This window comes from Streptomyces sp. NPDC046859, from assembly GCF_040645135.1.
GTDB lineage: Bacteria > Actinomycetota > Actinomycetes > Streptomycetales > Streptomycetaceae > Streptomyces.
In genome coordinates, this window is the sequence record NZ_JBEYXR010000015.1 from 40208 (window position 1) to 66769 (window position 26562).

General features: G+C 74.1%; 26 protein-coding genes. 12 read left to right on the forward strand and 14 right to left on the reverse strand.

Going from position 1 to position 26562, the window contains the following annotated elements; all coding sequences use genetic code 11:
- Positions 1-38: 38 nt before the first annotated feature.
- The gene (locus ABZ899_RS22395; RefSeq protein ID WP_361348828.1) at positions 39-254 is read right to left on the reverse strand and encodes a cation transporter; all 216 of its coding nucleotides are present in this window, start codon (positions 252-254) and stop codon (positions 39-41) included.
- 196 nt (positions 255-450) lie between these two features.
- Here ABZ899_RS22395 and ABZ899_RS22400 point away from each other — a divergent pair, with 196 nt between their 5' ends.
- A complete protein-coding gene (locus tag ABZ899_RS22400; protein ID WP_361348831.1) occupies positions 451-1416 on the forward strand; it encodes a hypothetical protein in 966 nt (321 codons plus the stop codon).
- Positions 1417-1419: 3 nt separating this feature from the next.
- Here the strand turns inward: ABZ899_RS22400 and ABZ899_RS22405 are convergent, their stop codons facing one another.
- Both ABZ899_RS22405 and ABZ899_RS22410 read right to left on the reverse strand, forming a co-directional pair.
- The gene (locus tag ABZ899_RS22405) at positions 1420-3255 is read right to left on the reverse strand and encodes a glycoside hydrolase family 15 protein (protein ID WP_361348834.1); all 1836 of its coding nucleotides are present in this window, start codon (positions 3253-3255) and stop codon (positions 1420-1422) included.
- A gap of 82 nt (positions 3256-3337) precedes the next feature.
- The gene (locus ABZ899_RS22410; protein ID WP_361348837.1) at positions 3338-4117 is read right to left on the reverse strand and encodes a DeoR/GlpR family DNA-binding transcription regulator; all 780 of its coding nucleotides are present in this window, start codon (positions 4115-4117) and stop codon (positions 3338-3340) included.
- A 132-nt stretch (positions 4118-4249) separates the two neighbouring features.
- On the opposite strand from ABZ899_RS22410, the gene ABZ899_RS22415 reads away from it, so the two are divergent.
- Together ABZ899_RS22415 and ABZ899_RS22420 are read left to right on the forward strand one after the other, a co-directional pair.
- Positions 4250-5131, forward strand: coding sequence for an SIS domain-containing protein (locus ABZ899_RS22415; protein ID WP_361348840.1), 882 nt, complete (start codon positions 4250-4252; stop codon positions 5129-5131).
- A 49-nt stretch (positions 5132-5180) separates the two neighbouring features.
- Entirely contained in the window at positions 5181-6050 is an 870-nt protein-coding gene (locus ABZ899_RS22420) for a class II fructose-bisphosphate aldolase (protein ID WP_361348843.1), read from the forward strand.
- 6 nt (positions 6051-6056) lie between these two features.
- On the opposite strand, the gene ABZ899_RS22425 is transcribed toward ABZ899_RS22420, so the two are convergent.
- Complete coding sequence (locus ABZ899_RS22425; RefSeq protein ID WP_361348846.1) at positions 6057-7190, reverse strand: methyltransferase; 1134 nt, start codon at positions 7188-7190, stop codon at positions 6057-6059.
- 89 nt (positions 7191-7279) lie between these two features.
- On the opposite strand from ABZ899_RS22425, the gene ABZ899_RS22430 reads away from it, so the two are divergent.
- The 4 genes from ABZ899_RS22430 (at position 7280) to ABZ899_RS22445 (ending at position 10061) form a co-directional block, all read left to right on the forward strand.
- Positions 7280-7921: an alpha-ketoglutarate-dependent dioxygenase AlkB gene (locus ABZ899_RS22430; protein ID WP_361348848.1), complete on the forward strand. Its 642-nt coding sequence runs from the start codon at positions 7280-7282 to the stop codon at positions 7919-7921.
- Positions 7922-7958: 37 nt separating this feature from the next.
- Positions 7959-9203, forward strand: a complete 1245-nt coding sequence (locus ABZ899_RS22435) for an ROK family protein (protein ID WP_361348851.1) — start codon at positions 7959-7961, stop codon at positions 9201-9203.
- 10 nt (positions 9204-9213) lie between these two features.
- On the forward strand, positions 9214-9657 hold the full coding sequence (locus tag ABZ899_RS22440; RefSeq protein WP_361348854.1) for an RpiB/LacA/LacB family sugar-phosphate isomerase: 444 nt from the start codon (positions 9214-9216) through the stop codon (positions 9655-9657).
- 122 nt (positions 9658-9779) lie between these two features.
- Positions 9780-10061: an SHOCT domain-containing protein gene (locus ABZ899_RS22445; RefSeq protein ID WP_361348857.1), complete on the forward strand. Its 282-nt coding sequence runs from the start codon at positions 9780-9782 to the stop codon at positions 10059-10061.
- A 50-nt stretch (positions 10062-10111) separates the two neighbouring features.
- Here the strand turns inward: ABZ899_RS22445 and ABZ899_RS22450 are convergent, their stop codons facing one another.
- The gene (locus ABZ899_RS22450) at positions 10112-10654 is read right to left on the reverse strand and encodes an ATP-binding protein (RefSeq protein WP_361348860.1); all 543 of its coding nucleotides are present in this window, start codon (positions 10652-10654) and stop codon (positions 10112-10114) included.
- Between the two features lie 184 nt (positions 10655-10838).
- Complete coding sequence (locus ABZ899_RS22455) at positions 10839-11162, reverse strand: hypothetical protein (RefSeq protein WP_361348863.1); 324 nt, start codon at positions 11160-11162, stop codon at positions 10839-10841.
- A 325-nt stretch (positions 11163-11487) separates the two neighbouring features.
- Here ABZ899_RS22455 and ABZ899_RS22460 point away from each other — a divergent pair, with 325 nt between their 5' ends.
- A complete protein-coding gene (locus tag ABZ899_RS22460) occupies positions 11488-12612 on the forward strand; it encodes a PLP-dependent cysteine synthase family protein (protein ID WP_361348866.1) in 1125 nt (374 codons plus the stop codon).
- A 19-nt stretch (positions 12613-12631) separates the two neighbouring features.
- Here ABZ899_RS22460 and ABZ899_RS22465 read toward each other — a convergent pair whose 3' ends face one another.
- Together ABZ899_RS22465 and ABZ899_RS22470 are read right to left on the reverse strand one after the other, a co-directional pair.
- Positions 12632-13111, reverse strand: a complete 480-nt coding sequence (locus tag ABZ899_RS22465) for an SRPBCC family protein (protein WP_361348869.1) — start codon at positions 13109-13111, stop codon at positions 12632-12634.
- A gap of 61 nt (positions 13112-13172) precedes the next feature.
- Positions 13173-14000, reverse strand: coding sequence for a DeoR/GlpR family DNA-binding transcription regulator (locus ABZ899_RS22470; RefSeq protein WP_361348872.1), 828 nt, complete (start codon positions 13998-14000; stop codon positions 13173-13175).
- A gap of 289 nt (positions 14001-14289) precedes the next feature.
- Here ABZ899_RS22470 and ABZ899_RS22475 point away from each other — a divergent pair, with 289 nt between their 5' ends.
- Positions 14290-16629, forward strand: a complete 2340-nt coding sequence (locus ABZ899_RS22475) for a hypothetical protein (protein ID WP_361348875.1) — start codon at positions 14290-14292, stop codon at positions 16627-16629.
- A 24-nt stretch (positions 16630-16653) separates the two neighbouring features.
- Here ABZ899_RS22475 and ABZ899_RS22480 read toward each other — a convergent pair whose 3' ends face one another.
- The 4 genes from ABZ899_RS22480 to ABZ899_RS22495 all read right to left on the reverse strand — a co-directional run bounded on the left by ABZ899_RS22480 (position 16654) and on the right by ABZ899_RS22495 (position 21292).
- Positions 16654-19095: a right-handed parallel beta-helix repeat-containing protein gene (locus tag ABZ899_RS22480; protein WP_361348878.1), complete on the reverse strand. Its 2442-nt coding sequence runs from the start codon at positions 19093-19095 to the stop codon at positions 16654-16656.
- Between the two features lie 109 nt (positions 19096-19204).
- Positions 19205-19810, reverse strand: a complete 606-nt coding sequence (locus ABZ899_RS22485; RefSeq protein WP_361348881.1) for a hypothetical protein — start codon at positions 19808-19810, stop codon at positions 19205-19207.
- 177 nt (positions 19811-19987) lie between these two features.
- On the reverse strand, positions 19988-20815 hold the full coding sequence (locus ABZ899_RS22490; protein WP_361348884.1) for an MOSC N-terminal beta barrel domain-containing protein: 828 nt from the start codon (positions 20813-20815) through the stop codon (positions 19988-19990).
- 42 nt (positions 20816-20857) lie between these two features.
- Entirely contained in the window at positions 20858-21292 is a 435-nt protein-coding gene (locus ABZ899_RS22495) for a DUF6643 family protein (RefSeq protein WP_361348887.1), read from the reverse strand.
- A 298-nt stretch (positions 21293-21590) separates the two neighbouring features.
- Here ABZ899_RS22495 and ABZ899_RS22500 point away from each other — a divergent pair, with 298 nt between their 5' ends.
- Positions 21591-22868, forward strand: coding sequence for a TerD family protein (locus tag ABZ899_RS22500; RefSeq protein WP_361349241.1), 1278 nt, complete (start codon positions 21591-21593; stop codon positions 22866-22868).
- Positions 22869-22880: 12 nt separating this feature from the next.
- Here the strand turns inward: ABZ899_RS22500 and ABZ899_RS22505 are convergent, their stop codons facing one another.
- Positions 22881-24074, reverse strand: coding sequence for a glycosyltransferase (locus ABZ899_RS22505; protein WP_361348890.1), 1194 nt, complete (start codon positions 24072-24074; stop codon positions 22881-22883).
- Positions 24075-24113: 39 nt separating this feature from the next.
- Here ABZ899_RS22505 and ABZ899_RS22510 point away from each other — a divergent pair, with 39 nt between their 5' ends.
- Together ABZ899_RS22510 and ABZ899_RS22515 are read left to right on the forward strand one after the other, a co-directional pair.
- Positions 24114-24899 carry an aspartate/glutamate racemase family protein gene (locus tag ABZ899_RS22510; RefSeq protein ID WP_361348893.1) on the forward strand — a complete coding sequence of 262 codons (786 nt, stop codon included), beginning with the start codon at positions 24114-24116 and terminating at the stop codon, positions 24897-24899.
- A 104-nt stretch (positions 24900-25003) separates the two neighbouring features.
- Positions 25004-25546, forward strand: a complete 543-nt coding sequence (locus ABZ899_RS22515; protein WP_361348896.1) for a hypothetical protein — start codon at positions 25004-25006, stop codon at positions 25544-25546.
- A 10-nt stretch (positions 25547-25556) separates the two neighbouring features.
- Here the strand turns inward: ABZ899_RS22515 and ABZ899_RS22520 are convergent, their stop codons facing one another.
- The gene (locus tag ABZ899_RS22520) at positions 25557-26558 is read right to left on the reverse strand and encodes a hypothetical protein (protein WP_361348899.1); all 1002 of its coding nucleotides are present in this window, start codon (positions 26556-26558) and stop codon (positions 25557-25559) included.
- Positions 26559-26562: the final 4 nt, after the last annotated feature.

Consider the following 26562-nt stretch of genomic DNA (forward strand, 5'->3'; position numbering starts at 1 on the left):
TGGAGCCCGGCGCGGCCGGGCCCCGGGGGAGGGGCCGATCAGGCGGCGCGGCCGGTGAGTTCGTAGCCGGCGTCGTCCACGGCCGCGGCGATGCGGGCGTCGTCCGGCTCGGCGACGCTGGTGACGGTGACATGGCCCGCCGCGAGATCGACGTCGACGCCGGTGACGCCGTCCAGTGCGCCGACGGCCTCGGTCAGCGCGGCCCGGCAGTGGGCGCAGCTCATCCCGGAGACGGCGTACGTGGTGGTGGACATGCGTTCCTCCTGTGCTCGGTGATCGGGGCCCCGAGTCGCCCCCGATACGGGGCGGGGGTACCCTTGCGGGAGTCCATGTATACCCCCGGGGGGTAGCTGAGGCAAGTTTCTCCCCGCCTTGACTCGATACCCCGTGGGGGTATGGTGAAGTGCATCCGACGGCCACGACGCCGTACCTGACCCGCAGGAGACCGCCATGCATGCCGGACTGAGGATCACCGCGTTCGCCGCCGCGCTGGCCGCGACTTTCGGCACCGCCTACGGCCTGGGCGAGGGATTCGACCCCGTCGTCGAGAACCCGGCGCCCGCCCGCCACGACAGCCACCCGCGGGCCTCGTCGGAGCCGGAGGAGGAGGGCGGCGGCCACGGCGGGCACGAGGCGGAGCCCGCCGGGGGACTGCAGATCTCCGAGGGCGGCTACACCCTGGACCTCGCCACCGCCCGGGTCGCCGCCGGAAAGCGCTCCGAGCTGAGCTTCGTCATCCGCGACAGCGCGGGCCGCGCCGTGACCGCCTACCAGCGGGAGCACGACAAGGAGCTGCACCTCATCGTGGCCTCACGCGACCTGGGGACCTACCGTCATCTGCACCCCACCCGCGCCGCCGACGGCACCTGGAGCATCCCGGTGGACCTGCCCCGCGCCGGCGGCTACCGGGTCTTCGCCGACTTCACCCCGGCGAAGAAGGGCGCCGGGAACCTCACCCTGGGTGCGGACCTGGCGGCCTCCGGCCCGTACGAACCGCAGCGGCTGCCCGAGCCGCGGAGCACCGCGACGGTCCACGGCTACGAGGTCCGGCTCGACGGTGCCCTGCGGCCGGGCGCGGCGGGCGAGCTCAAGCTGAAGGTCTTCCGCGACGGCCGCCCGGTGACCGATCTCCAGCCCTACCTCGGCGCCTACGGCCACCTGGTCGCCCTGCGCTCCGGCGACCTCGCCTACCTGCACGTCCACCCCGACGGCGAGCCCGGCGACGGCAGCACGAAGCCTGGCCCGGACGTCTCCTTCACGGCCACGGCACCGAGCGGCGGCACCTACCGGCTGTTCCTGGACTTCAAGCACGAGGGCAGGGTCCACACGGCGGCCTTCACGGTCCGCGCCGGAGCCACGGCAACCGGCCAGGAGCCGTCCGCACCGCACGAGGACGGGTCGGGGCACGGGCACTGACGCTCAGCCCAGCGCCCGGTCCAGGTTGAAGGCGGCGCTGATCAGCGCCAGATGCGTGAACGCCTGCGGGAAGTTGCCCTGCTGCTCGCCGGTGTGGCTGATCTCCTCGGCGTACAGGCCCAGATGGTTGGCGTACGTCAGCATCTTCTCGAAGGCCAGCCGGGCCTCGTCCAGCCGTCCCGCGTGCACCAGCGCCTCCACGTACCAGAAGGAGCAGATGGAGAAGGTGCCCTCGACGCCGTGCAGCCCGTCCGGGCTGATCCGCGGGTCGTACCGGTAGACCAGCGAGTCGGACACCAGTTCGTCGGTGAGGGCGTCGAGCGTGGACAGCCACTTGGGGTCGGTCGGCGCGATGAACTTCGTCAGCGGCATCATCAGGACGGCCGCGTCCAGGACGTCGGCGTCCTCGTGCTGGACGAAGGCCTCACGGGACGGGGACCAGCCGTGGCTCATGATCCGCCGGTAGATGGTGTCCCGGCTCCCCTGCCAGCGGGCCAGGTCGGCGGGCAGACCGCGCCGGTTCGCCATCCGGATGGCCCGCTCGATCGCCACCCAGCACATCAGCCGGGAGTACAGGAACTTCCTGCGTCCGCCGCGCGTCTCCCAGATCCCCTCGTCGGGCTGGTCCCAGTGCTCGCACACCCAGTCGACCAGTGCGCACACGTCATCCCACTGGTCGCTGGAGATCGGCTGCGCCCACTTGTCGTACAGATAGACCGAGTCGATCAGCGCGCCGTAGATGTCGAGCTGGAGCTGGTCGACGGCGGCGTTGCCGACCCGGACCGGGGACGACCCCAAGTGCCCCTCCAGATGCCCGAGTTCCCGCTCGGGCAGGTCCGCCCGGCCGTCGATGCCGTACATGATCTGCAACGGCCCCGAGCTCCGGCCGTCGCCCGGGGTGATGTGCCGGCTCAGGAACCGCATGAACGCCGCGGCCTCGTCGGTGAACCCCAGCCGCAGCATCGCGTACACGGCGAAGGCGGCGTCGCGTACCCAGGTGTACCGGTAGTCCCAGTTGCGCTCGCCGCCCACCTGTTCGGGCAGGCTCGTGGTCGGCGCGGCCACGATGGCGCCGGTCGGGGCGTAGGTGAGCAGCTTCAGGGTGAGGGCCGAGCGGTGCACCATCTCCCGCCAGCGGCCCCGGTAGCGGGAGGAGGCCAGCCAGCGCCGCCAGTACTCCACCGTGCCGCGCAGATCCTCCTCCGCCTCGGCCCACGCGCAGCGCCGCGGGGTCACCTCGCCGCCGACCTGGTCCAGTGCGAACACCGCCCCCTCACCCTCGGCGATCTTGAACTCGGCGTACACGTCGGGTCCGTCGATCTCCAGCGGCACGGTCGAGGTCAGCCCCAGCGACAGCTTGGCGGACTCGAAGACCACCACTCCGTCGATCATGCGCACGGTGTGCGGGTCTGCGCCGTAGCCGAAGCGCGGCGCGATTCGGGTGCGGAACGGGAGCGACCCGCGGACGCACACCACACGCCGGATCAGCCGGTGCCGGTCGGCCTCGGCGGGCTTGACCCCGACCGGCATGAAGTCCTGGATCTCCCCGACGCCGTCCTCGGTGAAGAACCGGGTGATCAGTACGTTCGTGTCCGGGAAGTAGAACTGCTTGGTCCGCGCGGGGACCGCCGCCGCCAGCTCGAAGCACCCGCCGCGCTCGGTGTCCAGGATGGAGGCGAAGACGCTCGGGGAGTCGAAGGCGCCGCAGCAGTACCAGTCGACCGTGCCGTCCGTGCCCACCAGGGCCACGCTGCGCAGATCGCCGATCAGCCCGTGGTCGGCGATCGGGACATACCCCTTCGCCCCGGGTGCGTGCGCCTCGACGGGAGTCGTGCTCATCGCAGCCTCCTAGGCCCGCTCGCTCCCAGCGTAGAGGGAATCGGGCGGACGGGCCTCGCCGGACGAGCGGAGGCGTCGGCGCTCAGACGGTGACGACCCGCAGGCCCGCCTCCTCGAAGCCGCGCACCAGGTCCGGGTCGGCCGCCGTGTCGGTGACCAGGGTGTCCACGGCGTCCACCGCGCAGATCCTGGCGAAGGCCCGCCGGCCGAGCTTGCTGGAGTCCGCCGCCACGATCACGCGTTCGGCGCGCTCGCACAGCAGCCGGTTGATCGCCGCCTCCGCCTCGTCGTGTGCGGCGGCCCCGTGCACGACGTCGAGGGCCACCACGCCGAGCACCGCCGCATCGAGGGTGATCTGGGACAGCACGCCGTCCGCGAGCGGCCCGACCAGCTCGTACGACTGCGGACGCGCGACCCCGCCGGTCAGCACGATCTTGAACTGGGGCCGCACGGCGAGCTCGTTGGCGATGTTGAGCGCGTTGGTGACCACGGTCAGCGCGGGGGTGCCCGAGGCGAGGTCGCCGCGTACGGCGAGGGCGCGGGCCACCTCGGTCGTCGTCGTGCCGCCGGTCAGCCCGACCGCCTCGCCCGGTGCGAGGAGATCGGCCACCGCGCCGGCGATGCGCTGCTTCTCCGAGGCGTTGCGAGCGGTCTTGTAGCGCAGCGGCAGCTCGTACGACACCCCGTGCACCACCGCGCCGCCACGGGTGCGGACCAGCATCTGCTGCGCGGCGAGCTGGTCGAAGTCGCGCCGGATCGTGGCAGCGGAGACCTCCAGCTCGGCGGCCGCCTCGTCGACGTCCAGCCGGCCACGCTCCACGAGCAGGTGCAGCAGCGCCTTCCAGCGGGCGTCGCGCGACATCCGCCCTCCATTCCCTCGATCTCCCGTGACCTTAACGCACGCTCGCTCCGCCATTTTGCTTGATTCTGCTCGAAAGCTCGCTCTATCTTGCAGGAACAATCATTCAGGCCGCATGGCCGGGAGGGTGACGGCATGACGCATGTCGAGGACGAGCTCAACAGCCAGCCGGAGTGCTGGACCCGTGCCGCGGCGGACGCGTCCGCCGCCGTCGGGAGGCTGCCGCGGGCCGGGGAGCGGGTCGCGGTCGTCGGCTGCGGCACCTCGTACTTCATGGCGCAGGCGTACGCCGCTCTGCGCGAAGGGGCCGGCCAGGGGGAGACGGACGCCTTCCCCGCCTCGGAGTTCCCGTCCCGGCGCGCCTACGACCGGATCCTCGCCCTCACCCGCTCCGGCACCACCACCGAGGTCCTGGACCTGCTGGAACGGGTGAAGGGGCGGACCCGCACCACGGCGATCACCGCCGACCCGGACACCCCCGTGACGACGGCCGCCGACGAGCTCGTGGTCCTCGACTACGCGGACGAACGCTCCGTCGTGCAGACCCGCTTCGCCACCACCGCGCTGACCCTGCTCCGCGCCCACCTCGGCCTCCACCCGGAGGAGGCCGTCCCCGACGCCCGCACCGCGCTCATCGACGCCCTCCCGGACGACCTCGTCGCACGCACGCAGTTCACGTTCCTGGGCCGCGGCTGGACCGTCGGCCTCGCCAACGAGGCCGCCCTGAAGATGCGCGAGGCGTCCCTGTCCTGGACCGAGGCGTACCCGGCGATGGAGTACCGGCACGGCCCCATCAGCGTCACCACCGCCACCACCGCCACCTGGATGATCGGCGAGGCCCCCGAGGGACTGGCCGCACAGGTCGGCGCCACCGGCGCCCGGTGGATCGAGGGACGGCTCGATCCGCTCGCCGAACTGGTCCGCGTCCAGCGGCTCGCGGTCGCCGTCGCCGCCGCCCGCGGCCTCGACCCCGACCGGCCGCGCCACCTCACCCGCTCGGTGATCCTCGCCCCCTGACGCGTCCGCACCCGGCTGTCGTCCGCCGCCCGCCCAGAAAGGACAGGCTGTGCCCCTCGTGACCACCGGCGAACTCGTCACCCGCGCCGCCGCCGACCGTTCCGCCGTCGCCGCGTTCAACGTCATCACCCTGGAGCACGTGGAGGCGGTCGTCGCCGGCGCGGAGAGCGCCGGTTGCCCCGTCGTCCTCCAGGTCAGCGAGAACGCCGTCAAGTTCCGCTACGGACGGCTCATACCGCTCGCCCGCGCGGCCGTCGCCGCCGCCGAACGCGCCGGCGTCCCCGTCGCCCTGCACCTCGACCACGTCCAGAGCGACGACCTGCTGCGCCAGGCCCCCGCCGTCGGGTTCAGCTCCGTGATGTACGACGCGGCCCGGCTGCCCTACCTCGACAACCTCGCCGCGACCAAGGCCGCCGCGGCCTGGGCGCACGCCCAGGGCCTGTGGATCGAGGCCGAACTGGGGCGCGTCGGCGGCAAGAACGGCGCGCCACCGCTCGACGCGCACGCCCCCGGCGCCCGTACCGACCCGGCCCAGGCGAGCGCGTTCGTCGCCGACTCCGGTGTGGACGCCCTCGCCGTCGCCATCGGCAGCTCGCACGCCATGACGACCCGCACCGCCGCCCTCGACCACGCTCTGCTCAAGCGCCTGTCCGCCGCCGTGGACGTCCCCCTCGTCCTGCACGGCTCCTCCGGCGTCCCCGACGGCGAACTGACCGAGGCGGTCGCCGGCGGCATCGCCAAGGTGAACGTCGGCACCGCCCTCAACATCGCGATGACCACCGCGATCCGCGACTTCCTCGCGGCCCACCCGGACGCCGTCGACTCGCGCACCTACCTCAGCGTGGGGCGGGAGGCGATGGTGCGCACGGTCGCGGGGATCATCACGGTGCTGGCCGGCGCGCGCGGCGACGCCCCCTGACGCCACCTACCGGCGGACCGCCCGCAGCACCACGAACTTCGGATCCGAGGCGACCACCTCGCTGTTCCCGAACAGCCGCCGCAGCTTCACGTGGTAGCCGAGGTGCCGGTTGCCGATCACCCACAGCTCACCGCCCGGCCGCAGCGCCCGCCGCGCTCCCGTGAACATCCGCCAGGCCGTCGCGTCGGTGGTGGCCTGGTGGGAGTGGAACGGCGGATTGTTCAGCACCAGGTCGACGCTGCCGTCCGGCACGCCCGCCATCCCGTCGCCCACGCGGAACTCGGCGTGCCCGGGCACCCCGTTCGCCTTGAACGTCGCCTCCGCCGACGCCACCGCCTGGAAGGACTCGTCGACGAACAGCACCTCGGCCTCAGGGTTCGCCAGCGCCGCCGCCGTCCCCACGACGCCGTTGCCGCAGCCGAGGTCCACCACCCGCCGCGGGCCCCGCCCGCCCGGCAGATGGGCCAGGAAGAACCGGGTGCCGATGTCGAGCCGGTCGGCGCAGAACACCCCCGCGTGATTCACGACCGTGCTCCCGGAGGCCGCCCCGACCCCGCCGGGCAGCGTGTAGGTGTACGGCCACCGGTTCGCGGGCCGCTGCCGCGCCGGCTCGGGAGTGCAGAAGATCAGCCGGGCCTTCCGCTTCGCCGGCGAGGTCCGCGTCGGCCCGAGGATCCGCTCGAACAGCTCCAGCGTGGACGTGTGGATCTCCCGCACCATGCCGGTGCCCACGACGACCGTGCCCCCGTGCACGGAGGGCGCCAGCCGCAGCAGCTGGTCCTCCAGCAGGGCCAGGCTCTTCGGCACCCGCACCAGGAGCACGTCGACCCGGTCCGGCGGCGGGTCCTGCGTGGTGAGCAGCCGGACCGCGCCGGGCTCGACGCCGTGCCGGGCGAGGTTGACCCGGGTGGCCTCCTGGGCCAGCCAGGAGTCCGTGATCTGGGTGGGCCGGTGCGCCGCCAGCGCCGTGACCAGGGCGCCCCAGCGGTCGCCGACGACGACGACCGTGCCGGACAGCGGGACGTCCCGCTCGGCGAGGTGCGCGAGGAGGTACTCGTCGGACGCGTCCCAGGCGCGCAGCCTGTCGCGGGGGTCCACGGGGAAGCGGGTGAGTGCGAGATCGCCCCAGGGCGTCGTCATCCGGTCGTTCATCGTGCGTCAAGGCTAAGCGACCACGGCCGCCCGCCCGGACCCGAGCCGCGGCCGCGGACGGTGGGAGGATGGGGCACATGGACGCCGAGCTGTTCCCGCGGGAGCGCGCCGTCGTCGCGCCGGGCGCGGTGCACATGCCGGACTGGCTGGACGCCGCGGCCCAGCGCGAGCTGCTGGACGCCTGCCGCACATGGGCCCGCCCCCCGGCCGGACTGCGCACCGTCCGCACCCCCGGCGGCGGCACCATGACGGCCCGGCAGGTGAGCCTCGGCTGGCACTGGTACCCGTACGCCTACGCCCGTACCGTCGTCGACGGCGACGGCGCCCCGGTCAAGCCGTTCCCCCAGTGGCTCGGCGCCCTGGCCCGGCGCGCGGTGCGCGACGCCCTCGGCGAGGAGGCCGGGCCGTACGACATCGCGCTGATCAACTTCTACGACTCCGACGCCCGCATGGGCATGCACCGCGACGCCGACGAGCGGTCCACGGCACCCGTGGTGTCCCTGAGCCTCGGCGACACCTGCGTCTTCCGCTTCGGCAACAGCGAGACCCGGACCCGGCCGTACACGGACGTCGAACTGCGCAGCGGCGACCTGTTCGTGTTCGGCGGACCCTCGCGGCTCGCCTACCACGGGGTGCCCAAGGTGTACCCGGGCACGGCGCCCCCGGACCTGGGGCTCACGGGCCGCCTGAACGTCACGCTGAGAGTGAGCGGGCTCTAAGGTCACCGCGCTGCGGGATCATGGGAGACTCGCCCTCATGAGCGGCAAGGCGGACCCCCGGCCGGCGGGGGAAGGGACCACCACCCCGAGAACCCGACTGGAGCGGGGGCGCGGTGCGCTCGGACCCGCGTTGGAGCTCGTGCACACCGGACGCGCCCCCACGCGCGCCGTCCTCACCGCCGAACTCGGTGTCACCCGCGCGACGGCCGGGGTCGTCGCCGCCGAGCTGGAGGCGCTCGGGCTGATCAGGGTCGACGCCCGGCCGGGCGCGGCGGCCGGCTCCCAGGGCCGGCCCTCGCACCGGCTGTCCGTCGCCGAGGACGGGCCGGTCGTCCTCGCCGCCCAGGTGCACGCCGACGGGTTCCGGGCGGCGCTGGTCGGCCTCGGCGGCCGTATCGTCGCCACCGCTCCGGGCTGCGAGACCGTGGACGCCGACCCGGCCAAGGTGCTCGGCTCCGTCGTCGAGGCCGGCGCGGACCTGCTGAGCGAGACCGGCCGGCGCTGTGTCGGAGCCGGGCTCGCCGTTCCGTCCGCCGTCGCCGAACCGGACGGCCTCGCCCTCAACCCGCTGCACCTGGCGTGGCCGGCGGGCGCCCCCGTCCGCCGTATCTTCACCGAGTGCGTGCGCGCGGCCGGGATCACCGGACCGGCGTTCGCCGGCAACGACGTCAACCTCGCCGCGCTCGCCGAACACCGGCACGGCGCCGGGCGGGGCGCCCGCGACCTGCTGTGCGTGGCCACCGGGCACCGGGGCGTCGGCGGCGCGCTCGTCCTGGACGGCCGTCTGCACACCGGCAGTTCGGGCCTGGCCCTGGAGGTCGGCCACCTCACCGTCAACCCCGAGGGCAGGCCCTGCCACTGCGGCAGCCGCGGCTGCCTGGACGTCGAGGCCGACCCGCTGGCATTCCTCACGGCGGCCGGCCGCGAGCCCGGCCCCGTGGTGTCACTGCTCCAGCAGGCCAACGACCTGATCCGCGGCCACTACGACGACCCGACGGTCCGCACCGCCACCCAGGCCCTCATCGACCGGCTCGGCCTCGGCCTCGCGGGCCTGGTCAACATCCTCAACCCCGACCGCATCATCCTCGGCGGCCTGCACCGCACCCTCTTCGACGCCGACCCCGGACGGCTGCGCGCGGTCGTCGCGGACCGCAGCCTGTGGGGCCAGAGCGGCGGCGTCCCGATCCTCGCGTGCAGCCTCGACCACAACAGCCTCGTCGGCGCCGCCGAGTTGGCGTGGCAGCCCGTGCTCGACGACCCGCTCGCCGCGTTGGCGCCGTAGGCTTCGTGACATGCGGATCGCCGTCTCCTCGGACATGGACGAACCCGTCGCCCGGCTCCTCGTCGCCGAGCTGCGCGAGCGGGGCCACGACGTGCTGGCGTACGGCGCGCTCAGCCCCGGCGACGACGCGCGCTGGGCCGTCTGCTCCCAGGCGGCGGCCCGTGAGGTCGCGGCCGGCTCGGCCGACCGGGCGGTGGTGTGCTGCTGGACCGGTACCGGCGCGTCCATCGCCGCGAACAAGGTGCCGGGCGTCCGCGCGGCCCTGTGCACCGACGCGTACACCGCGCGGGGCGCCCGCCGCTGGAACGACGCCAATGTGCTCGCCCTCAGCCTGCGCCTGACCTCGGAGCCGCTGCTCAGGGAGATCCTCGACGCCTGGTTCGCCACCGAGGCCGGCACCGACGCCGAGGACCGGGAGAACGTGGAGCACCTCGAACGGCAGGCCGGGACCTGACGGCGTACTCCCCGGGGGGTACGCGCGGTGCCGCCGGCCGGACGACGACGCTGACCCCCACGCGGGGCGACGCTCGAGTCATCACCTCAGAACGTCCGGACCGACCCGGGAGATGACTCGAGATGCAGACCCTCGCCCACTTCGCCGACGGCGGGCCCGGCCCGTGGATCCTCCTGTTCCCGCTGTTCTGGGCGGCCGTCGTGTTCGGCGGCGTCACGCTGCTGCGCCGCACGGGACGGCGCGGCCAAAGTGGCCCACGTCCGGCCCGCCCCGACGACAGCTCGCCGATCACCGTCCTCGGCCACCGGTTCGCCTCCGGCGAGATCGACGAGGACGAGTACTGGCGCCGGCTGTCCGTCCTCAACGAGGAGTTCGGCCGCACGGGCAGGGCAGGCCCGGTGTGAGAGCCGAGGGCCGACGGCGCGGCAGCCCTCAGGCCCCCCTCACCGCCCGGTCAGCCGGCAACGGCCGACCGGGCGGGAGCGCGTTCCGGTCGCCGCAGGTCGACCGGCGGACCGACCGCCGCGAGGCGGCGCAGGGGCTGCTCCACGGTGACGCGGCGCGGCGGCCGCGCGGTCGCGGACGGCGCCGCACCGGGCGTCGGCAGCGAGAACCACACGACCTTGCCGGACTCGCCCTCCGGCCGCACACCCCAGCTCTCGCTGAGGGCCGCGACCATCGCGAGCCCGCGCCCGCAGGTGGCGAGCGCCTCGGTGTCCCCGGGGTCGGCGGCGACCGGGAGCCGGGGGTCGTGGTCGTGCACGGACACCGTCAGGCGGTCGAGCAGCAGCTCGATCTCCACGGTGCACGTCTTGTCCGGCCGTGCGTGCTGATGGACGTTGGTCAACAGCTCGGTCACGCCGAGCGCGGCGCGGTCTATCAACGGGTCCAGATGCCAGTAGCGCAACTGCGCCGATACGATTCTGCGGACCTGGCCGATCCGCGACGGCAGGGCTTGGAGCTCCACCGCGCAGTGCCTGCTTGGGTAACTGATCACGGCTGCGACTCCCCGACTGAAGAGGTCCGGAAGAACACGGAGTACGGATCCAGCAGGGTGCTTGAAGGAAACGGCCGCCTGCTGTCGTGGCCGGCGGGCTGGTTCGCAGCGTTATCGCCGGTAAACCCAGAGTGACGTGAGACCAGCGTGGCGCAGGAGGCGTGGGAACGCAACTCGCGGTGACTCAGCCGTTACGCCCCGCAGCCCTGCGTACGGCCTCGATGAACCGGCGCGCGGCGGGTGGTCCGGGCTCGCCCGGGGCGGGGTCGTGATCCCCCAACGTCAGTGAGTAGCGCTTGCCGTTGAGGTCGGCGAGGGCCCGGTCGTCCGGCGCGAACCAGGGCTGGGACGCGCGGACCGCCTGCACCGGCGCGCTGTCGATCTCACTGCCGTAACTGGTGAGCAGTTGCAGCCGGCCCTCGCTTATCCGCACCTGTCCGGCCCGGGTCAGGGAGCGCAGCCGCTTCCCGATCCGCACGCCCTTGGCCGTGAACTCCGCCTCCGCCATGCCCCGCCCCCTCGTGCGTCTCGGTGGCCGGCCCGCTGGCGCGCGGGCACCGGCCCGGGTCCCGGTCGTGATCCAGTGTGCACCCCGTCGGGTGCAGTCTGCCCCCGTCCCGCGTCGCGCACCAGTGCGCGCGTGCCCCTCGCAGGGGGCGCTCGGAGCACTCGCGCGGACGCGCCCCCGCCGGGTGCGCCGCGAGCGCCCACCCACGGGTGCCTTTGAGGCTCTCAAAGGTGTGTTTATGCAGGTGAGAAGCGTACGGAAGATGTTTATGCTCGAAGGAACGGCAGCGCGAGTCGCCGCTGCCGAGAGCCCGAGGAGCAGCGCCGTGAGCACCGTCCAGCAGACCCCGTCCGGTGTGACCCTCGACGTCGACCGCAGCGACCCCGCCTATCGCGCCTGGCTGAAAGAGGCCGTGCGCAAGGTGCAGGCGGACGCGAACCGTTCGGCCGACACCCACCTGCTGCGCTTCCCGCTGCCCGAGCGGTGGGGCGTCGACCTGTACCTCAAGGACGAGTCCACGCACCCCACCGGCAGCCTCAAGCACCGGCTGGCCCGCTCGCTGTTCCTCTACGGCCTCTGCAATGGCTGGATCCGGCCGGACCGCCCGGTGATCGAGGCGTCCAGCGGCTCGACGGCCGTCTCCGAGGCGTACTTCGCCAAGCTGATCGGCGTGCCCTTCATCGCGGTCATGCCGCGCACGACGAGCGCCGAGAAGTGCCGTCTCATCGAATTCCACGGCGGCCGGTGCCACTTCGTGGACGACTCCCGCCGGATGTACGAGGAGTCGGCCCGCCTCGCGGTGGAGACCGGCGGCCACTACATGGACCAGTTCACCTACGCGGAACGGGCCACGGACTGGCGCGGCAACAACAACATCGCCGAGTCCATCTTCCGCCAGCTGCGTCTCGAGCGGTTCCCGGAGCCCGCCTGGATCGTCGCCACGGCCGGCACCGGCGGCACCTCCGCGACCCTCGCCCGCTACGTCCACTACATGCAGCACGACACCCGTATCTGTGTCGCCGACCCGGAGAACTCCTGCTTCTTCGAGGGCTGGACGACCGGTGACGCCCAGGTGACGTGCGACTGCGGCTCCCGGATCGAGGGCATCGGCCGGCCCCGGATGGAGCCGAGCTTCGTGCCCGGCGCCGTCGACCGCATGATGAAGGTGCCCGACGCCGCCAGCGTCGCCGCCGTGCGCGCCCTGGAGCGGACCATCGGCCGCAGGGCGGGCGGCTCCACCGGCACCGGCCTGTGGAGCGCGCTGAAGATCGTGGCCGAGATGGCGGCCGAGGGACGGCGGGGCAGCGTGGTGACACTGCTGTGCGACCCGGGGGACCGGTACCTCGACAAGTACTACTCGGACGCCTGGCTCGCCGAGCAGGGCCTCGACATCACCCCGTACACGGCGGCCCTCGAGCAGATGCTCGCCACGGGCGTCTGGCCCGAGTGAGCCCGCGCGGGGCGCCGGCTCAGGACGCCGAGGCGGCCAGCCGCCGGTCCAGGGAGGTCACCGCACCCCGGAACGCCCGGGCGAGACCGGCACGCGCCAGCCGCACCGAGGTCCGGAAGGGGGCCGTGCCGTCCACCGCGACGATCCACTGGACGCGGGTGCCCACACCGGACGGGGCCAGCCGCCACTCCTCGACCATCGCCCGCGCCCCCGGCGTGTTCGTCAGGTCGACGCGATAGGCGTACACCTCGGGGCGCTCTGCCGCGAGCACCGTCTCCTCGAAGCGGGCGCCGCCCTTGAGCCGGATCTCCCGCCGCGCCCCGCCGTCCAGCGGCCGGGCCAGGGTCACCGCCGAGAACCACTGCGTCCACCCGGCCACGTCCTCGGCGAGCGCCGTGTACACCGCCTCGGGAGGCGCGGCCGTCTCCCGCGCGAAGACGTGCCGTACGGGAGCGGCCCCGACGAAGTCGAGCCCCACTTCACGCAGCAGATGTGCCATGGACGACAACCCCCCTGTGGGTGACGCTGCACCGGGCAGCGTCACCCTAGCTGGCGCCTCGTCAGATGTCTGCACCCTCATCGGGCTCGCCCGCCACCACCAGGCGCAGATGCTCAGCGATCTCCGCGCGGGCGCCCGCGTCCAGCCCGGAGTCCGTGACCAGGGTGTCGACCTGCTCCAGAGCCGCGAACGAACTCAGCCCCACCACGCCCCACTTGGTGTGGTCGGCGATCACCACGACCCGTCGCGCCGACTGCACCAGACGCCGGTTGGTCTCGGCCTCCGCCAGATTCGGCGTGGACAGGCCCGCCTCGGCCGATATCCCGTGCACACCGAGGAACAGCATGTCGAAGTGGAGCGCCGCGATCGCCTGGTCGGCGACCGGGCCCACCAGCGAGTCGGACGGGGTGCGCACCCCGCCGGTGAGCACCACCGTGGCCGCGCCCTGCCGGGGGCCGGTCGTGCGCTGCGCGGCGTGGAAGACATCGGCCACCCGCACCGAGTTGGTGACCACCGTCAGATCGGGGACGTCCACCAGCCGATGCGCCAGCGCGTACGTCGTCGTGCCGCCCGACAGCGCGATCGCGCTGCCCGGCACGACCAACTCGGACGCCGCCCGCGCGATGTCCTCCTTCGCCGTCAGCTCCAGCCCCGACTTGGCCTCGAACCCCGGCTCGTGCGTGCTCGCCTCGACCACCGGGACGGCGCCGCCGTGCACCTTCTCCAGCACGCCCTGCCGGGCGAGCGCGTCGAGGTCCCGGCGCACCGTCATGTCCGACACGCCCAGCTTGCGGGTGAGCTCGTTGACACGCACCCCGCCTCGGCGCCGGACCTCGTCCAGGATCAGGGCGCGTCGCTGCTCCGCGAGGAGGTTCTGATTCTCGCTCACGTACGCTCCGGTCCTCTCGCCGCTGCCGTCCGACCTGCCCCGCCACCCTGTCCGACAAGGACATTCTCGCCCCTGCCGGGGCGCGGGACGACCCATCCTCGCACGGGCCGCCCCCACCCGCGTCACCGGTCGCCCCGACGCGTGCATGCCAGTTTTCGGGCGGGCCGTCCCGCCCGCCCGCACACGCTCCGGGGAGATTGCGTGACGGGAGGTGTACGACGGCCCGGGAATGGAGATCCTGTGCCCGCACGGACACGCGCGAGGGCTCGGAACGGGGGAGGTGCCGGAGATGGGACGTGCACGGCGACACGCCTCGACGAACAGCGAGGACACGGCACCGAGGCCGCCGGACCCCTGCGGTCCCGACGCCGGGGAGGCCAGGATCGCCCTGGAACTCCTGGTCCACGGCGTCGGCGGCACCACACCGCAGCAGATGCTCGACGACCCGCGGACCGAGCGGATCACCGGCGACGACACTGCCGCCGTCTTCCGCCGCGCCGACGACGTGGACGCCGAGAGCCGCCCCGGCGGCCACCGGGGCCGGCCGGTTCCCGAGGCGTACGTCTGGTGCAACCTCACCTCCGGCAACAGCGCACGCGCGTTATGGCTCCTCCTCCTGCCGTTCATGGTGGTCAACCTCGCCCACTGGATGCGCCCCGCCGCCCGTGACCGCGCCCGCACGGTCCGCCTGTACGGCCTGCTCGTCCGGCTCGCGGGGCTCAGCCTGACCGTGCTGCTCGTCGCCGCGGCCTGCGAGGTCGCCCTGGACCTCACGGCGTGGCAGTGCGCCGGCACCGGCGGCTGCGCCGGCCGGCACAGCTGGCTGGGCTTCCTGTCGGACGGCGGCTGGTGGAGCGGACCCGGCCGCAGACTCGCCCTCGCCGCCGTGGTGCCCACGGCCCTCACCGGACTGCTCTGGTACCTCTCCCGGCGCACCTGGAGCGCGTACGAGTCCCAGCAGCCCATGTCCCGGCGGCCCGAGCCCGACGAGGCGGCCGACGGCACCGCCCTGGGCCGCCCCGGCTTCTGGTACGGCCGCCGCCTGGTCGCCCGGCTGCGCGCCGCGCACACCGCCGCCGGACTGCTGACGGTGGCCGCCGCGGCCGGCTCCGCGGCGGCACGCTTCGACCGCCGCCCCGGCGGCCCCCCGCTCCTCGACGTGCTCGGCTGGACCCTCGACGCGGCCCTCGCCACCGGCGCGGCCGCCGTGGTGTGGGTGGTGTGCCGCCGGGGCCGCAGCGAGAACCGCCTCGACCACCACCTCGACACCCATCTGGTGCGCCGCCTGCCGCTCGCCGCCCTCGCCCTGCTCGTGCTCACCCTCGTCTACGCCGGCTGGGAGCGGCCCGGCTGGCAGTCGGCGGGCCGTCTCCCGGGCGACGCCACCTTCGGAGCCATCGCCCTCTTCCAGGGCCTGACCGCCGTCACCCTCGCCGTCGTCGCGCACCTCCTGCACCGCACCGCGCCCGACCCGCGCGCCGCGATGCGCGGCCTCGGCGGACCCGCCGTCGTGATGCTGGCCTGCGCCCTCGGCGGCGTGATGTCCGGCGGCGTCTCCCAGCGCGTCGCGGACTGGCTGGACGGGACCGGCGCGTCCATCCCCGGCCCGCCCGTCCTGCTGACCTGGCAGGCGTCCGTCATCCCCCCGCTGCTGGTCCTCCTGCTGCTGCTCCTCGGTCTGCTGGCGCGGCGCGCCTGGCTGCTGCGCCGCGCCGAACTCGCCGCCGTGGAGGCCGACTACGCCGACGAGCCGCACGACCTCGTACGCACCCGCCGCATCGCGAGCACCCGCGCGATGGCCACCCTCACCGACCGCGCGCCCCTCGTCGTCGCCGTCACCGCCGCCGCGACCCTGCTGCTCGGTGCCGGAGCCCTCGCCGGGGCGCTGACCACCGGGGAGACCCCGAGCGAGACCGCGGCGGGCACGTACGCCGTCGTCCACGGCGCCGCCCAGACCGCGCAGGCCCTCGGCTCCTGGCTCATCGGCTTCGGCTTCATACTGTTCGTCACCTGGGGCCGCCGCGCCTACAAGGACGCCTCCGCCCGCCGCACCATCGGCATCCTCTGGGACGTCGGCACCTTCTGGCCGCGCGCCGCCCACCCCTTCGCGCCGCCCTGCTACGCCGAACGCGCGGTGCCCGACCTGACCTGGCGGATCGCCACCTGGACCCGCGCCGAGGAGGGCCGCCGCCTGGTCCTCTCCGGGCACTCGCAGGGCAGCGTCCTCGCGGCGGCCGCGGCCTGGCAGCTGACCCCGGCCGACCGGAAGCGGGTCGCGCTGCTCACCTACGGCTCCCCGCTGGAACGCCTCTACGGCCGCTGGTTCCCCGCCCACTTCGGCCCCGACGCGCTCGCCTCGCTGCACGCCGAGGTGGACTGCTGGCGCAACCTGTACCGGCGCACCGACCCCATCGGCGGGCCGGTCCGGCTGCCCGGAGACGCCGGCCCCGCCGTGGACCGCGAGGCCCTCAGGGACCCGCTCGCCTACGGGCGCACCGCCGAACACCCGCTCCCCGCGCCGATCCACGGCCACAGCGACTACCAGGCCGACCCCGCCTTCGCGGAGGAACGGGAGCGGCTGCTCGGCCGGCTGCACCCGGAGGTGCCGGGGCAGCGCCCCGAGAGCTGACCGGCGCCCGGGGCCCCGCCCGGGTCAGGGCAGCTCGGGCAGGTCCTCGGAGTACAGCAGCGTCAGATCGTCCGTGCTGGGCTCCGCGAGCTGGGCGACCCGGCCCGCGTGCCGCTCCACCATCGCCTCGAAGGTCTGCCGGGCCGTACGGCCGTTGCCGAACGCGGGGCCCTTCGGGAGCGCCGTGAAGTACTTCTGCAACGCCTCGGCGACCCCCGGACCCAGCCGGTACTCGTGCTCCTCGGCCTGCTGCTCCACGATCCGCAGCAGCTCCTCGGGGCCGTAGTCGCTGAAGGTGATGGTCCGTGAGAAGCGGGACGCCACACCGGGGTTGACCTGGAGGAAGCGCTCCATCTCCGCGGTGTACCCCGCCACGATCACGACGACCGCGTCGCGGTGGTCCTCCATCAGCTTCACCAGGGTGTCGATGGCCTCCTTGCCGAAGTCCCGGCCCGAGTCCTCCGGGGACAGCGCGTACGCCTCGTCGATGAACAGGACACCGCCGCGCGCCTTCTCGAACGCCTCCTGGGTGCGGATCGCCGTGGAGCCGATGTGCTCACCGACCAGGTCGACCCGGGACACCTCCACCAGGTGCCCCTTCTCCAGCACGCCCAGGGAGGCGAGGATCTCGCCGTAGAGACGGGCGACCGTCGTCTTGCCGGTGCCGGGGGAGCCGGTGAAGACCAGATGCCGCTTGACCGAGGCCGCCTTCAGCCCGGCCTCACGGCGCCGCCGCCCCACCTCGATCATGTCGGTGAGCGCCCGCACCTCGCGCTTGACGCTCTCCAGGCCGACCAGCGCGTCCAGTTCACCGAGGACGTCCTGGGACGTCCGGGACGACTGCTCGGGCCGCGGGTCCGAGAGGGCCGCCTCCCCCTCGGTGCCGCGCGGCACCGGGACGGAGCCGAGGAGACCGCCGGGCGACTGGTGCGCCGTCTGCGCCACGGGCTCCGGTCCCGAGGGCTGCTGCCGCAGGCCCGCGCTCTCGTCGCTCGTGCAGTCCTCCACGTCCGGTCCGGCCCCCGGTCCGTCGGCGCCGCCTTCCGCGAACTCGTAGCCCCCGCGCGCGCAGCGCTCCGTACGGCACTTGCGCAGCGTCGTACGGCAGCCGTCGATCACATGGAAGCCGTAGCCGGCGCTGCCCTGGACCCGGCAGTTCAGGAACGTGCCGCGGCCGCCCGCCGAGACGTAGAAGCCGGCCTCCGCCGGGGAGTCGACGGTGCAGCGCTCGATCGTCGGATCGGCGCCCTTGGTGACGATCACGCCGGTCTGGGTGCCGTCCACCGTGCAGTTGTTCAGAGTGCCGCCGCTGCCGTGGTCACGGAACCAGGCGCCCGTCGCCGCGTCCCGGATACGGCAGTCGTCGAGCTGAGCGGTGGCGCCGTCGCTCACCGACACCGCGGTGTTGCGCACCTGGGACAGGTCGCTGTCGACGACGTCCGCGCGGGAGCCCCGGTCGAGGACGAACAGGGCGTCGGGCACGTCGTGCACCCGGCAGGAGTCGAGCACCGCGGTGGCGCCGTCGCTGACCCACACCGCCGGGTAGTCGCCGGTGCTGTCGAAGATCTCGCACTGGTTGGCGTCCACCCGGGTGCCCGGGTCCCACACCGACAGGCCGTTGCGCCCGAACTGACGCACCGTCGTGCGGGTCAGGGTGAGCACCGAGCGTGAACGCAGGTCGATCGCGTTCTCCGGGACGTCGTGGATCCGGCAGTCCGCCAGGGTCAGCACGGCGTCCGTGTCGAGGGTGACACCGTCGGACGTGGTGCGGTGCACATCGCAGTCGGTGAGGTGGGCGGTGGCCCGGCCGGTGATCTGCACCCCGGAGCCGCGCACCTCGTAGATCTCGCAACCGACCGCCTCCAGCGCGGAGTTGTCGCCGGTCGCCGTCAGACCCGAGCCCGAGGCGTGGTGCACCCGGCAGCGGTCCAGACGGGGATGCCCGCCGCCGCGCACCGCGATACCGGCCTGGCCGGCCGCGACGACCTCGCACTCCTCGAACACGCCGCCGCCACCGTCGAGCACGGCGATGCCGACGCCCGCCGGATTGTCCACGGTGCAGCGCCGCACCGTGGGCCGGGCGCCGCCGCGCACCTCGATGCCGGCCGCGGAGCGCGTGACGATCCGCAGGCCGGACAGCTCGGGAGTGCCCTCCTCGACCAGCAGCGCGGGCGCCGCCGCGTCCTGGCCCTCCACATGCAGGTCCAGCACCACCGCCGAGGCGCGCACCGTCAACGGCACGCCGTCCGGGGGCGCGATGCGCACCGAGCCGGGGGAGCCCTCGGGGCCGCGCAGGGTCACCGCCCGCTGCACCACGAGGTTCTCCCGGTAGGTGCCGGGGGCCACGGTGAGGACGTCACCGTCGGCCGCGGCCTCCAGGGCGGCGGCGAGCGACGCGTACTCACCCGTGCGGCGCCGCCACCGCGAAGTGCCGGTGTGCGTCACCTGGACCGTGCCCTGTGCCATGGTGTTGACGTGCCCCCACCTCGTAGTACGCGGGTCTGTCTGCCGAGGACTTCGGCCGGTCCACCGTAGCGTGCGCGCGGACGGTGGGTTGACCAGAGCCGGAAGGCGGTCAGCTGCCGGTGCCGGTCCGGCCCCAGTCGGGGCCGACCCTGTCCCAGGCCCGGTCCCAACTCAGGTATCTGCCACGGACCATGCGCCAGACGATCAGGCGTCTGGCGGCCTCTATCAGGGCGATCGCGAGCAGCGCGGCGCCGAACCCGGCGATCACGGCGTGCGCCGACGCCGTCGCGGACTCCAGCGGCGGGGCCACGACCCGGCCCTGGCGGTCGATCCACAGCGGGAAGCGGGTGCCCGGGTCCGGGCTGTTCAGGTCCACGGTGACCGGGCCCCGGCGCGCGGTGCCGTCCGCGGCGGTCCAGTCGGCCAGGACGCGGGCCCGCACACCGCGTCCGGTGGTGGTCTCGGGGTCGACGTCGAGCCGGGTCCCGTCGAGTTTGCGGACCACGGTCGCCCAGACCTGGTGCCGGGACGCGCGCTGCTGTCGCACGGACTCCTGGAGGGAGTCCTGGGCGAGGCCGCCGACCACGGAGCCGGCCGTGGGCGCGGCGACGACGATGAGCAGCATCGCCAGCAGGGCCACCCAGCCCTCGGCCACGTCGGTCCGGCGGCGCAGGAGATTGTGCCGCCAGCGCCACAGACCCGTGATCGCCCGCATCGTCGGTCACCCCCCTTCCGGCACGGTCGCGCCCCCGCGCCGGTCCGCTTCCCCGCGGGCCCGGTCCGGGAGCGGGCGGTGTCGCGCCCCGCGTCCTTCACGCACATCCCACAGCATGCCCAACGCGCGGCCCCCCGGCCCCGGTTCCCGCGATCCGCCGGACTCGCACAGATCTTCTCAGCCGAGGATCCTGACCGGGTCACCGGCCCGGATCGTGCCCGGGCCCAGGGGGACCAGGTTCTGGCCGAAGACCAGCTTGCCGCCCCTGCGGCGGTGTCCGCCGAGGGTGTGCAGGGGCTCTTTGCCGCGCTCGCCGGTGCGCTGGTCGGTGGTGGTGACCGCGCAGCGCCCGCACGCCACGGCGACCCGGAAGGTGACCTCGCCGATGGCGAGGCGGGTCCAGTCGTCCTCGGCCCAGGCGTCGGTGCCCGAGACGACGACGTTCGGCCGGAAGCGGTTCATGGGCAGCGGCCCCTCGGCGGCGTGGTCGCCGCGGGCGACGAGGGAGTTGAGGGCGTCGAGGGACGCCGTGGTGGTGAGCAGCAGCGGGTAGCCGTCGGCCAGGCTCACCGTCTCGCCGGGCAGGGCGTGGTCCCGGTCGACGGGCCGGCGCGTCGCGGGGGAGTCCAGGTGCACGAGGCGCGCCTCGGTGCCGAGGAAGGCGCCGCACCAGCCGTGCGCGGCGTCGTCCTCGGCGGGGACCGTCTCCACCTTGTCGCCGAAGATGTCCATCGGCACGGTGCCCGCCGCGCGCGGCACGGCCACGGTCAGGGGCTCCATGCCGGGTGCGGACAGGCGGACGCCGCCGCCGGGCATCGGCTCGGCGGCGGCGCGTGCCAGTTGCGGGTGCCGGCGCTGTGTCACGACCTTTCCCCCAGCGTCGATCAGCGCCCAGCGCCGGTCGCCGGCCAGCCCCCAGGGCTCCACGACGGCTTCCCGGAGCTCGATGCTCCGGAACGCCTTGACCGGGTGGACGTGGATCGACTGCAGCCGCGGATGTCCCATGGGGTCATCGTGCCAGGTGGCGCCGATGACCCGGGGGACGGATCAGTAGCCGCGGTACTGCTGCTGGTTGTACGGGTCCTGGTACTGCGGCGCGGCGGGCCGGGGAGCCGCGGGGCGCATGGCCTCGTAGCCCATGCCGCCGGGAGCCACCGGGCGAGGCTGCTGCGGAGCCTGCGGTCCGGGGTAGCCCCGCGGGGCGGCCTGCTGCGGGATGTACGCCGCCGGCGCCTGCTGCAGCGGAGCGGGCTGCGGCGCCTGCGGGTAACCGTAGGAGGGATGGGACGGGGCCGCCGGGAGGGCGGGGAGCGCGGACGGCAGCGCGGGCAGATGACTGGCCGGGCTGTCGTACGCGGCGGGGACCCGGATCGGGGCGATCTGCGGGGTGCCCCGCTCGGCCACGAGCGAGTCGTAGATCGGGGTGTCCGGGAAGGAGGCGGAGTAGTAGCCGCCGCCATACGTGGAGCGGGGGGAGGTCATGGCACATAAGGTAAGCCCACGATGTGCTGGTTGGGGAGACCGATAAGAGGGTTGTTTTACGGTTCCGCAGTGACGCCGGATCCCCAATGCGAGCGAACTTGGCAAAAAGGGACGGCAATCGGCGTTCGGATCAGGTAAAGGCCGAGTTCCGAGGGCGTTACCGGCGGTTGACCTCCGGTCTTCTCCTCCCCTTCTCCAGGGTTCCCGGATGCGCGGAATAGGTTGACCCTGTAGAACTCGACGGGCCGCCGGGACACCCCCGGTGCGCGAAGATCACGCGATGGGGGCGGACATGACAATGTCGAAAGGGTCCAATGTTCCGGTGCCGGCCACGGCTTTGACGGTCGAATTGGGCTGGCACTCGGCGCCGGGCACCCCCGACGTGGACGCCTCGGCCCTGCTGCTCGTCGGCGGAAAGGTCCGCTCCGACGCCGACTTCGTCTTCTACAACCAGCCCGCGCACGCCTCCGGCGCCGTCCGGCACGAGGGCAAGACGAACGACGGCGGCCGGATCGCCGACCGCCTCGTCGTCGACCTCCCGCGCGTGGAGCCCGCGATCGAGACCGTCGTCCTCGCCGCGTCCGCGGACGGCGGATCCTTCGGCCAGGTGCCGGGCCTCTCCATCGAGGTCAAGGACGCCGCACAGGGCACCGTCGTCGCCCGCTTCGACAGCACCGGCGCCACCGTGGAAACGGCCTTCGTGCTGGGCGAGTTCTACCGGCGCCAGGGCGCCTGGAAGTTCCGCGCCGTCGGCCAGGGCTACGACACCGGCCTCGCCGGCCTGGCCACCGACTACGGCATCACCGTCGACGAACCCCAGCAGGCGGCACCCGCACCGGCGGCCCCCATGACCCCGCCCCCGCCGCCGGCCCCGCCCGTGACGATGCCCCCGCCCGCCCTGCCGACGGTCCCGCCGCCCGCACCCCAGGCACCCCCGGTCAGCCTGAGCAAGGTGACGCTCACCAAGTCGTCCCCCTCCGTCTCCCTGACCAAGCAGGGCGGCACCTCGGGCGCCATGCGCGTCAACCTCAACTGGCAGGTGCGCAAGCAGTTCTCCGGCTGGGCGAGCAAACTGGGCCGCCCGGTCGCCATGCACGACGACCTCGACCTCGACCTGTGCGCCCTGTACGAGCTGTCCGACGGGAGCAAGGGGGTCATCCAGGCACTCGGCAACGCCTACGGGGCCCTGCACCAGCCGCCGTACATCCACCTCGACGGCGACGACCGCACCGGCGCCGTGGCCGGCGGCGAGAACCTCACCGTCAACCTCGACCACCAGCGGGCCTTCCGCCGCATCCTGGTCTTCGTCACCATCTACCGGGGCGCGCGCTCCTTCGCCGACCTCAACGCCACGGTCACCCTCACCCCGCAGCACGGCGCCCCGGTCGACTTCTCCCTCGACGAGTGCACCGTCCCCTCCACGGTGTGCGCCCTCGCCCTGATCACCCGGACCGGCGACGACCTCGTCGTCCAGCGCGAGGCCCGCTACCTCGTCCCCGAACGCGGCGTGAGCCCCCAGCGCACCGTCGACCACGCCTACGGCTGGGGCATGAACTGGACGCCGGGCCGCAAGTAGCCGGCACGGGCGTCAGCTCTCCTCGGGCACCGTTCCGGGACGCGTGTAGGTGCGGCCCTTCCAGGCCGCACCGCGCCCCCGGTAGTGCTGGACGGCGGAGTCGGCCGTCATCAGCAGATAGAGGAACGCCGTCACCGGCAGCAGCGGAGCGAGCCACGGCGGCTGCCGGTAGTAGCGGAGCATCGGCAGATACGTGCCGGTCATCACCAGCCAGGCCAGGCCGCCCAGGAGCGCCGCCGGTCCGTCCCCGGCGGCGGCGCCCAGGACCAGGGCCGCCGGCGGCACCAGATAGACCAGCGCGAGCCCGGCGATCGTGCCGAGCAGCAGCAGGGGCTGGTGCCGCAGCTGCGCGTAGGCGCTGCGTGAGACCATCCGCCACAGGTCGGCCAGCCGGGGATACGGACGCACACTGTCCACCCGGTCCGCCAGGCCCAGCCAGATCCGGCCGCCGCCGCGCTTGACCGCGCGCGCGAGCGCCACGTCGTCGATCACGGCGCCGCGGATGGCGTCCGGGATCCGCGCCCGGACGGCGGTGTCGGTCCGCAGCAGCACACAGCCGCCCGCCGCGGCGGCCGTCCGTGTCCCCTCGTACCCGATCCGGCGGAACGGGTACAGCTGGGCGAAGAAGTACACGAAGGCCGGCACCACCAGCCGCTCCCACAGGCTGTCCACGCGCAGCCGGGCCATCTGCGAGACGGCGTCGAAGCCGCCCGCGCGGGCCGCCGCCACCAGCTCCCGCAGGCTGTCCGGGGCATGCGCGATGTCCGCGTCCGTCAGCAGCAGGTACTCGGGCTCCCGCGCGCGGGCCAGCCCGATGCCGTGGCGCACCGCCCAGAGCTTGCCGGTCCAGCCGGCCGGCGGTTCACCGGGGGAGTCCACGGTCAGCGGGAGACCGCCGTGCTCGCGGGCGAGCCGCCGGGCCAGCTCGCCGGTGCCGTCGGTGCTCCCGTCGTCGACGAGGAAGACCTCCGCTCGCCCCGGATAGTCCTGGGCGAGTAGCGACGGCAGGCTCGAGGGCAGCACCGCCGCCTCGTCACGCGCGGGCACGACGACACAGACGGACGGCCACTCCCCGGGGTCCGTACGCCGCGGGAGCCTGACGTCCGTGCGCCAGAAGAAGCCCTGGCAGAGCAGCAGCCACAGCCAGGCGGCCAGGGATCCGGCGACGATCCACGCGAAGGCGCTCACGCGCGCAGTCTGCCCCACGACGGCCGCCCGCAAGGGCCCATCGTCTATCGTGGCCGGGTGAAGATCGCGCTGATGGACTCCGGAATCGGTCTGCTGGCGGCGACGGCCGCCGTACGGCGGCTGCGACCCGACGCGGATCTCGTGCTCTCCCTCGACCCGGACGGCATGCCCTGGGGACCGAGGACCCCAGAGGACCTCACCGGGCGTGCCCTGGCCGTCGCGGAGGCCGCCGCCGAGCACCGCCCCGACGCCCTGATCATCGGCTGCAACACCGCCACCGTGCACGCTCTGCCCGCCCTGCGCGCCCGCCTCGAACCCGGCATACCGGTCGTCGGCACGGTCCCGGCGATCAAGCCGGCCGCCGCCGGCGGGGGCCCCGTCGCCATCTGGGCCACTCCGGCCACGACCGGCAGCCCCTACCAGCGCGGGCTGATCCAGGACTTCGCGGGCGGTGTGCGGGTCACCGAGGTCCCGTGCTTCGGGCTGGCCGAGGCGGTCGAGCACGCGGACGAGGCGGCCATCGACGCCGCCGTCGCCGCGGCCGCCGCGCTCACCCCCGGGGACGTCACCACCGTCGTCCTGGGCTGCACCCACTACGAGCTGGTCGCCGAGCGCATCCGCACCGCCGTGCAGCGCCCCGGCTTCCCGCCGCTCGTCCTGCACGGCTCCGCCGGGGCGGTCGCCGCGCAGGCGCTGCGCCGGCTCGGCGAGCAGCCCGCCCCGCGGGCCGCGGCCACCGGCGTCCTGACCGTGCTGCTCAGCGGCCGCGAGGGCCCCCTGCCGGCGGCGGCCCTCTCCTACGCGGAAGGCCGTCTGCTCAAGGCGACCAGTCCGGCCGGCTGACCGCCCGCCGCCGGCGGACCGGTTCGGTCCGCTCTCGGCCGGTCGGAGCAGTCACGCTGTGCAGCGCGGTACCACCCCAGCGGAATCTGAGTAACCTCATAGCCATGAGGGACCACCCCCACGGCAGGAAGCCGCATCCCGATGTCTGGACCGGGCGGGCGACCAACAGGGTCCAGTGGCTGCTCGCGCTCGCCGGCGCCGCCTGTATGGCGCTGGGCATCGAGCTGGCGGTCGACTCCGCGTGGACGGGTGGCCTCGCCCCCCTCGTCATGGCCGTCGTCGGCTGCATCGCCGCCGGACTGCTCGTCCTCTTCGGCACCCTCGCCTTCGTGCACGTCGCGCTGAAGGTCGACCAGGAGTGTCTGGAGGTGCGCTGCGGGCACGTCGGCGTGCCCCGCCGGCGCATCTCCCTCGCTGAGGTCGAGGGCGCCGACTTCCTGCCCCTGGTCACCCCGCGGCACTGGGGCGGCTGGGGCTACCGGTGGCGACCGGAGAAGGGCACCGCCGTCGTCGTACGCCGGGGTGAGGGACTGGTCCTGCGGCTGCGGGACGGACACAGCTTCACCGTGACCGTGGACGACGCCGAGGCGGCCGTCCGGGTCATCGAGGACCGCCTGCGCGCCCGGACGGCGGGCACCGCGCTGTGACCGAGGCGGCTCACGGCACGGGGTGACCGTCCCGCGCGCGGGCCGGGGACCCGCTGCTCCGGGACGATTCGGCCGTCAGGGGCCGGGCCGTCGCCAGCCCCGCCAGCAGCCCGGCGCCCACCGACACCGCCGTGAAGCTGAGCGCATTGCCGACGGCGGCGATCGCGGCCACGGCCGTCAGTGTCGCGGCCGCGGTGAGGGCGACAGGCGTCGGCCGCCCGGTGCGCCACAGGGCGAACAGCATCCAGCAGAAGGCCGCCGCGAGCAGCAGCAGACCGACGACCCCCTGCTCCGCGGCCTGCTGCAACGGCGCCGAGTGCGGTTTGGCGTCCGCGAGCACCACACCGCCGGTCGTCCCGCTGAGCTCCCCGAAGCGCCCCGGACCGACGCCCAGAGCGGGATCGTGGCCGGCCAGGCGCAGGGCGTCGTGCCACAGCTCGACGCGCTGCCGGGTCAGCTGCCCCTCCAGCAGGCCGCCGAGCCCGCCCGGCACCGCCTTCCCCGCGACGGCCCAGGTCAGCCCGGTCACCGCGAGCGCCGCCACGGCCAGCACCGCGATGCCCACGCCCCGGCGCAGGTGAGCGGCGGCGAGCGAGCACAGCAGGACGGCGGTACAGGTGACGCATCCGCTGGTCGAGCCGAGCACGGCCGCGGTCACCGCGATCCCGGCGGCGAGCACGCGCAGGCTGAGGCGGAGCACCGCGGACCTCGCCGACCAGGCCGCGCAGCAGGCGGCGCCGGCCGACAGGGTCAGCACGGCGGCGGTGGCCCCGGCGTGGCCCAGCGGGGCGACCAGCTGGGGGCCCGGCGCCAGTCGCGGGACGGTCAGGGTGAGGGCCACCCCGGCCAGCGCGCCGGCGCACGGTGCGGCGACCGGTAGCAGCGCGCCGCCGATCCGCCCCACCGCGTAGCCCGCGGCGACCGCGAGCACCGCCAGCAGGACGCCTTCGGGGCGCCCTCCGTGGACGGCCGCCGAGATCAGCGACCAGGCGGCGCAGGCGCCCAGCACCACGACG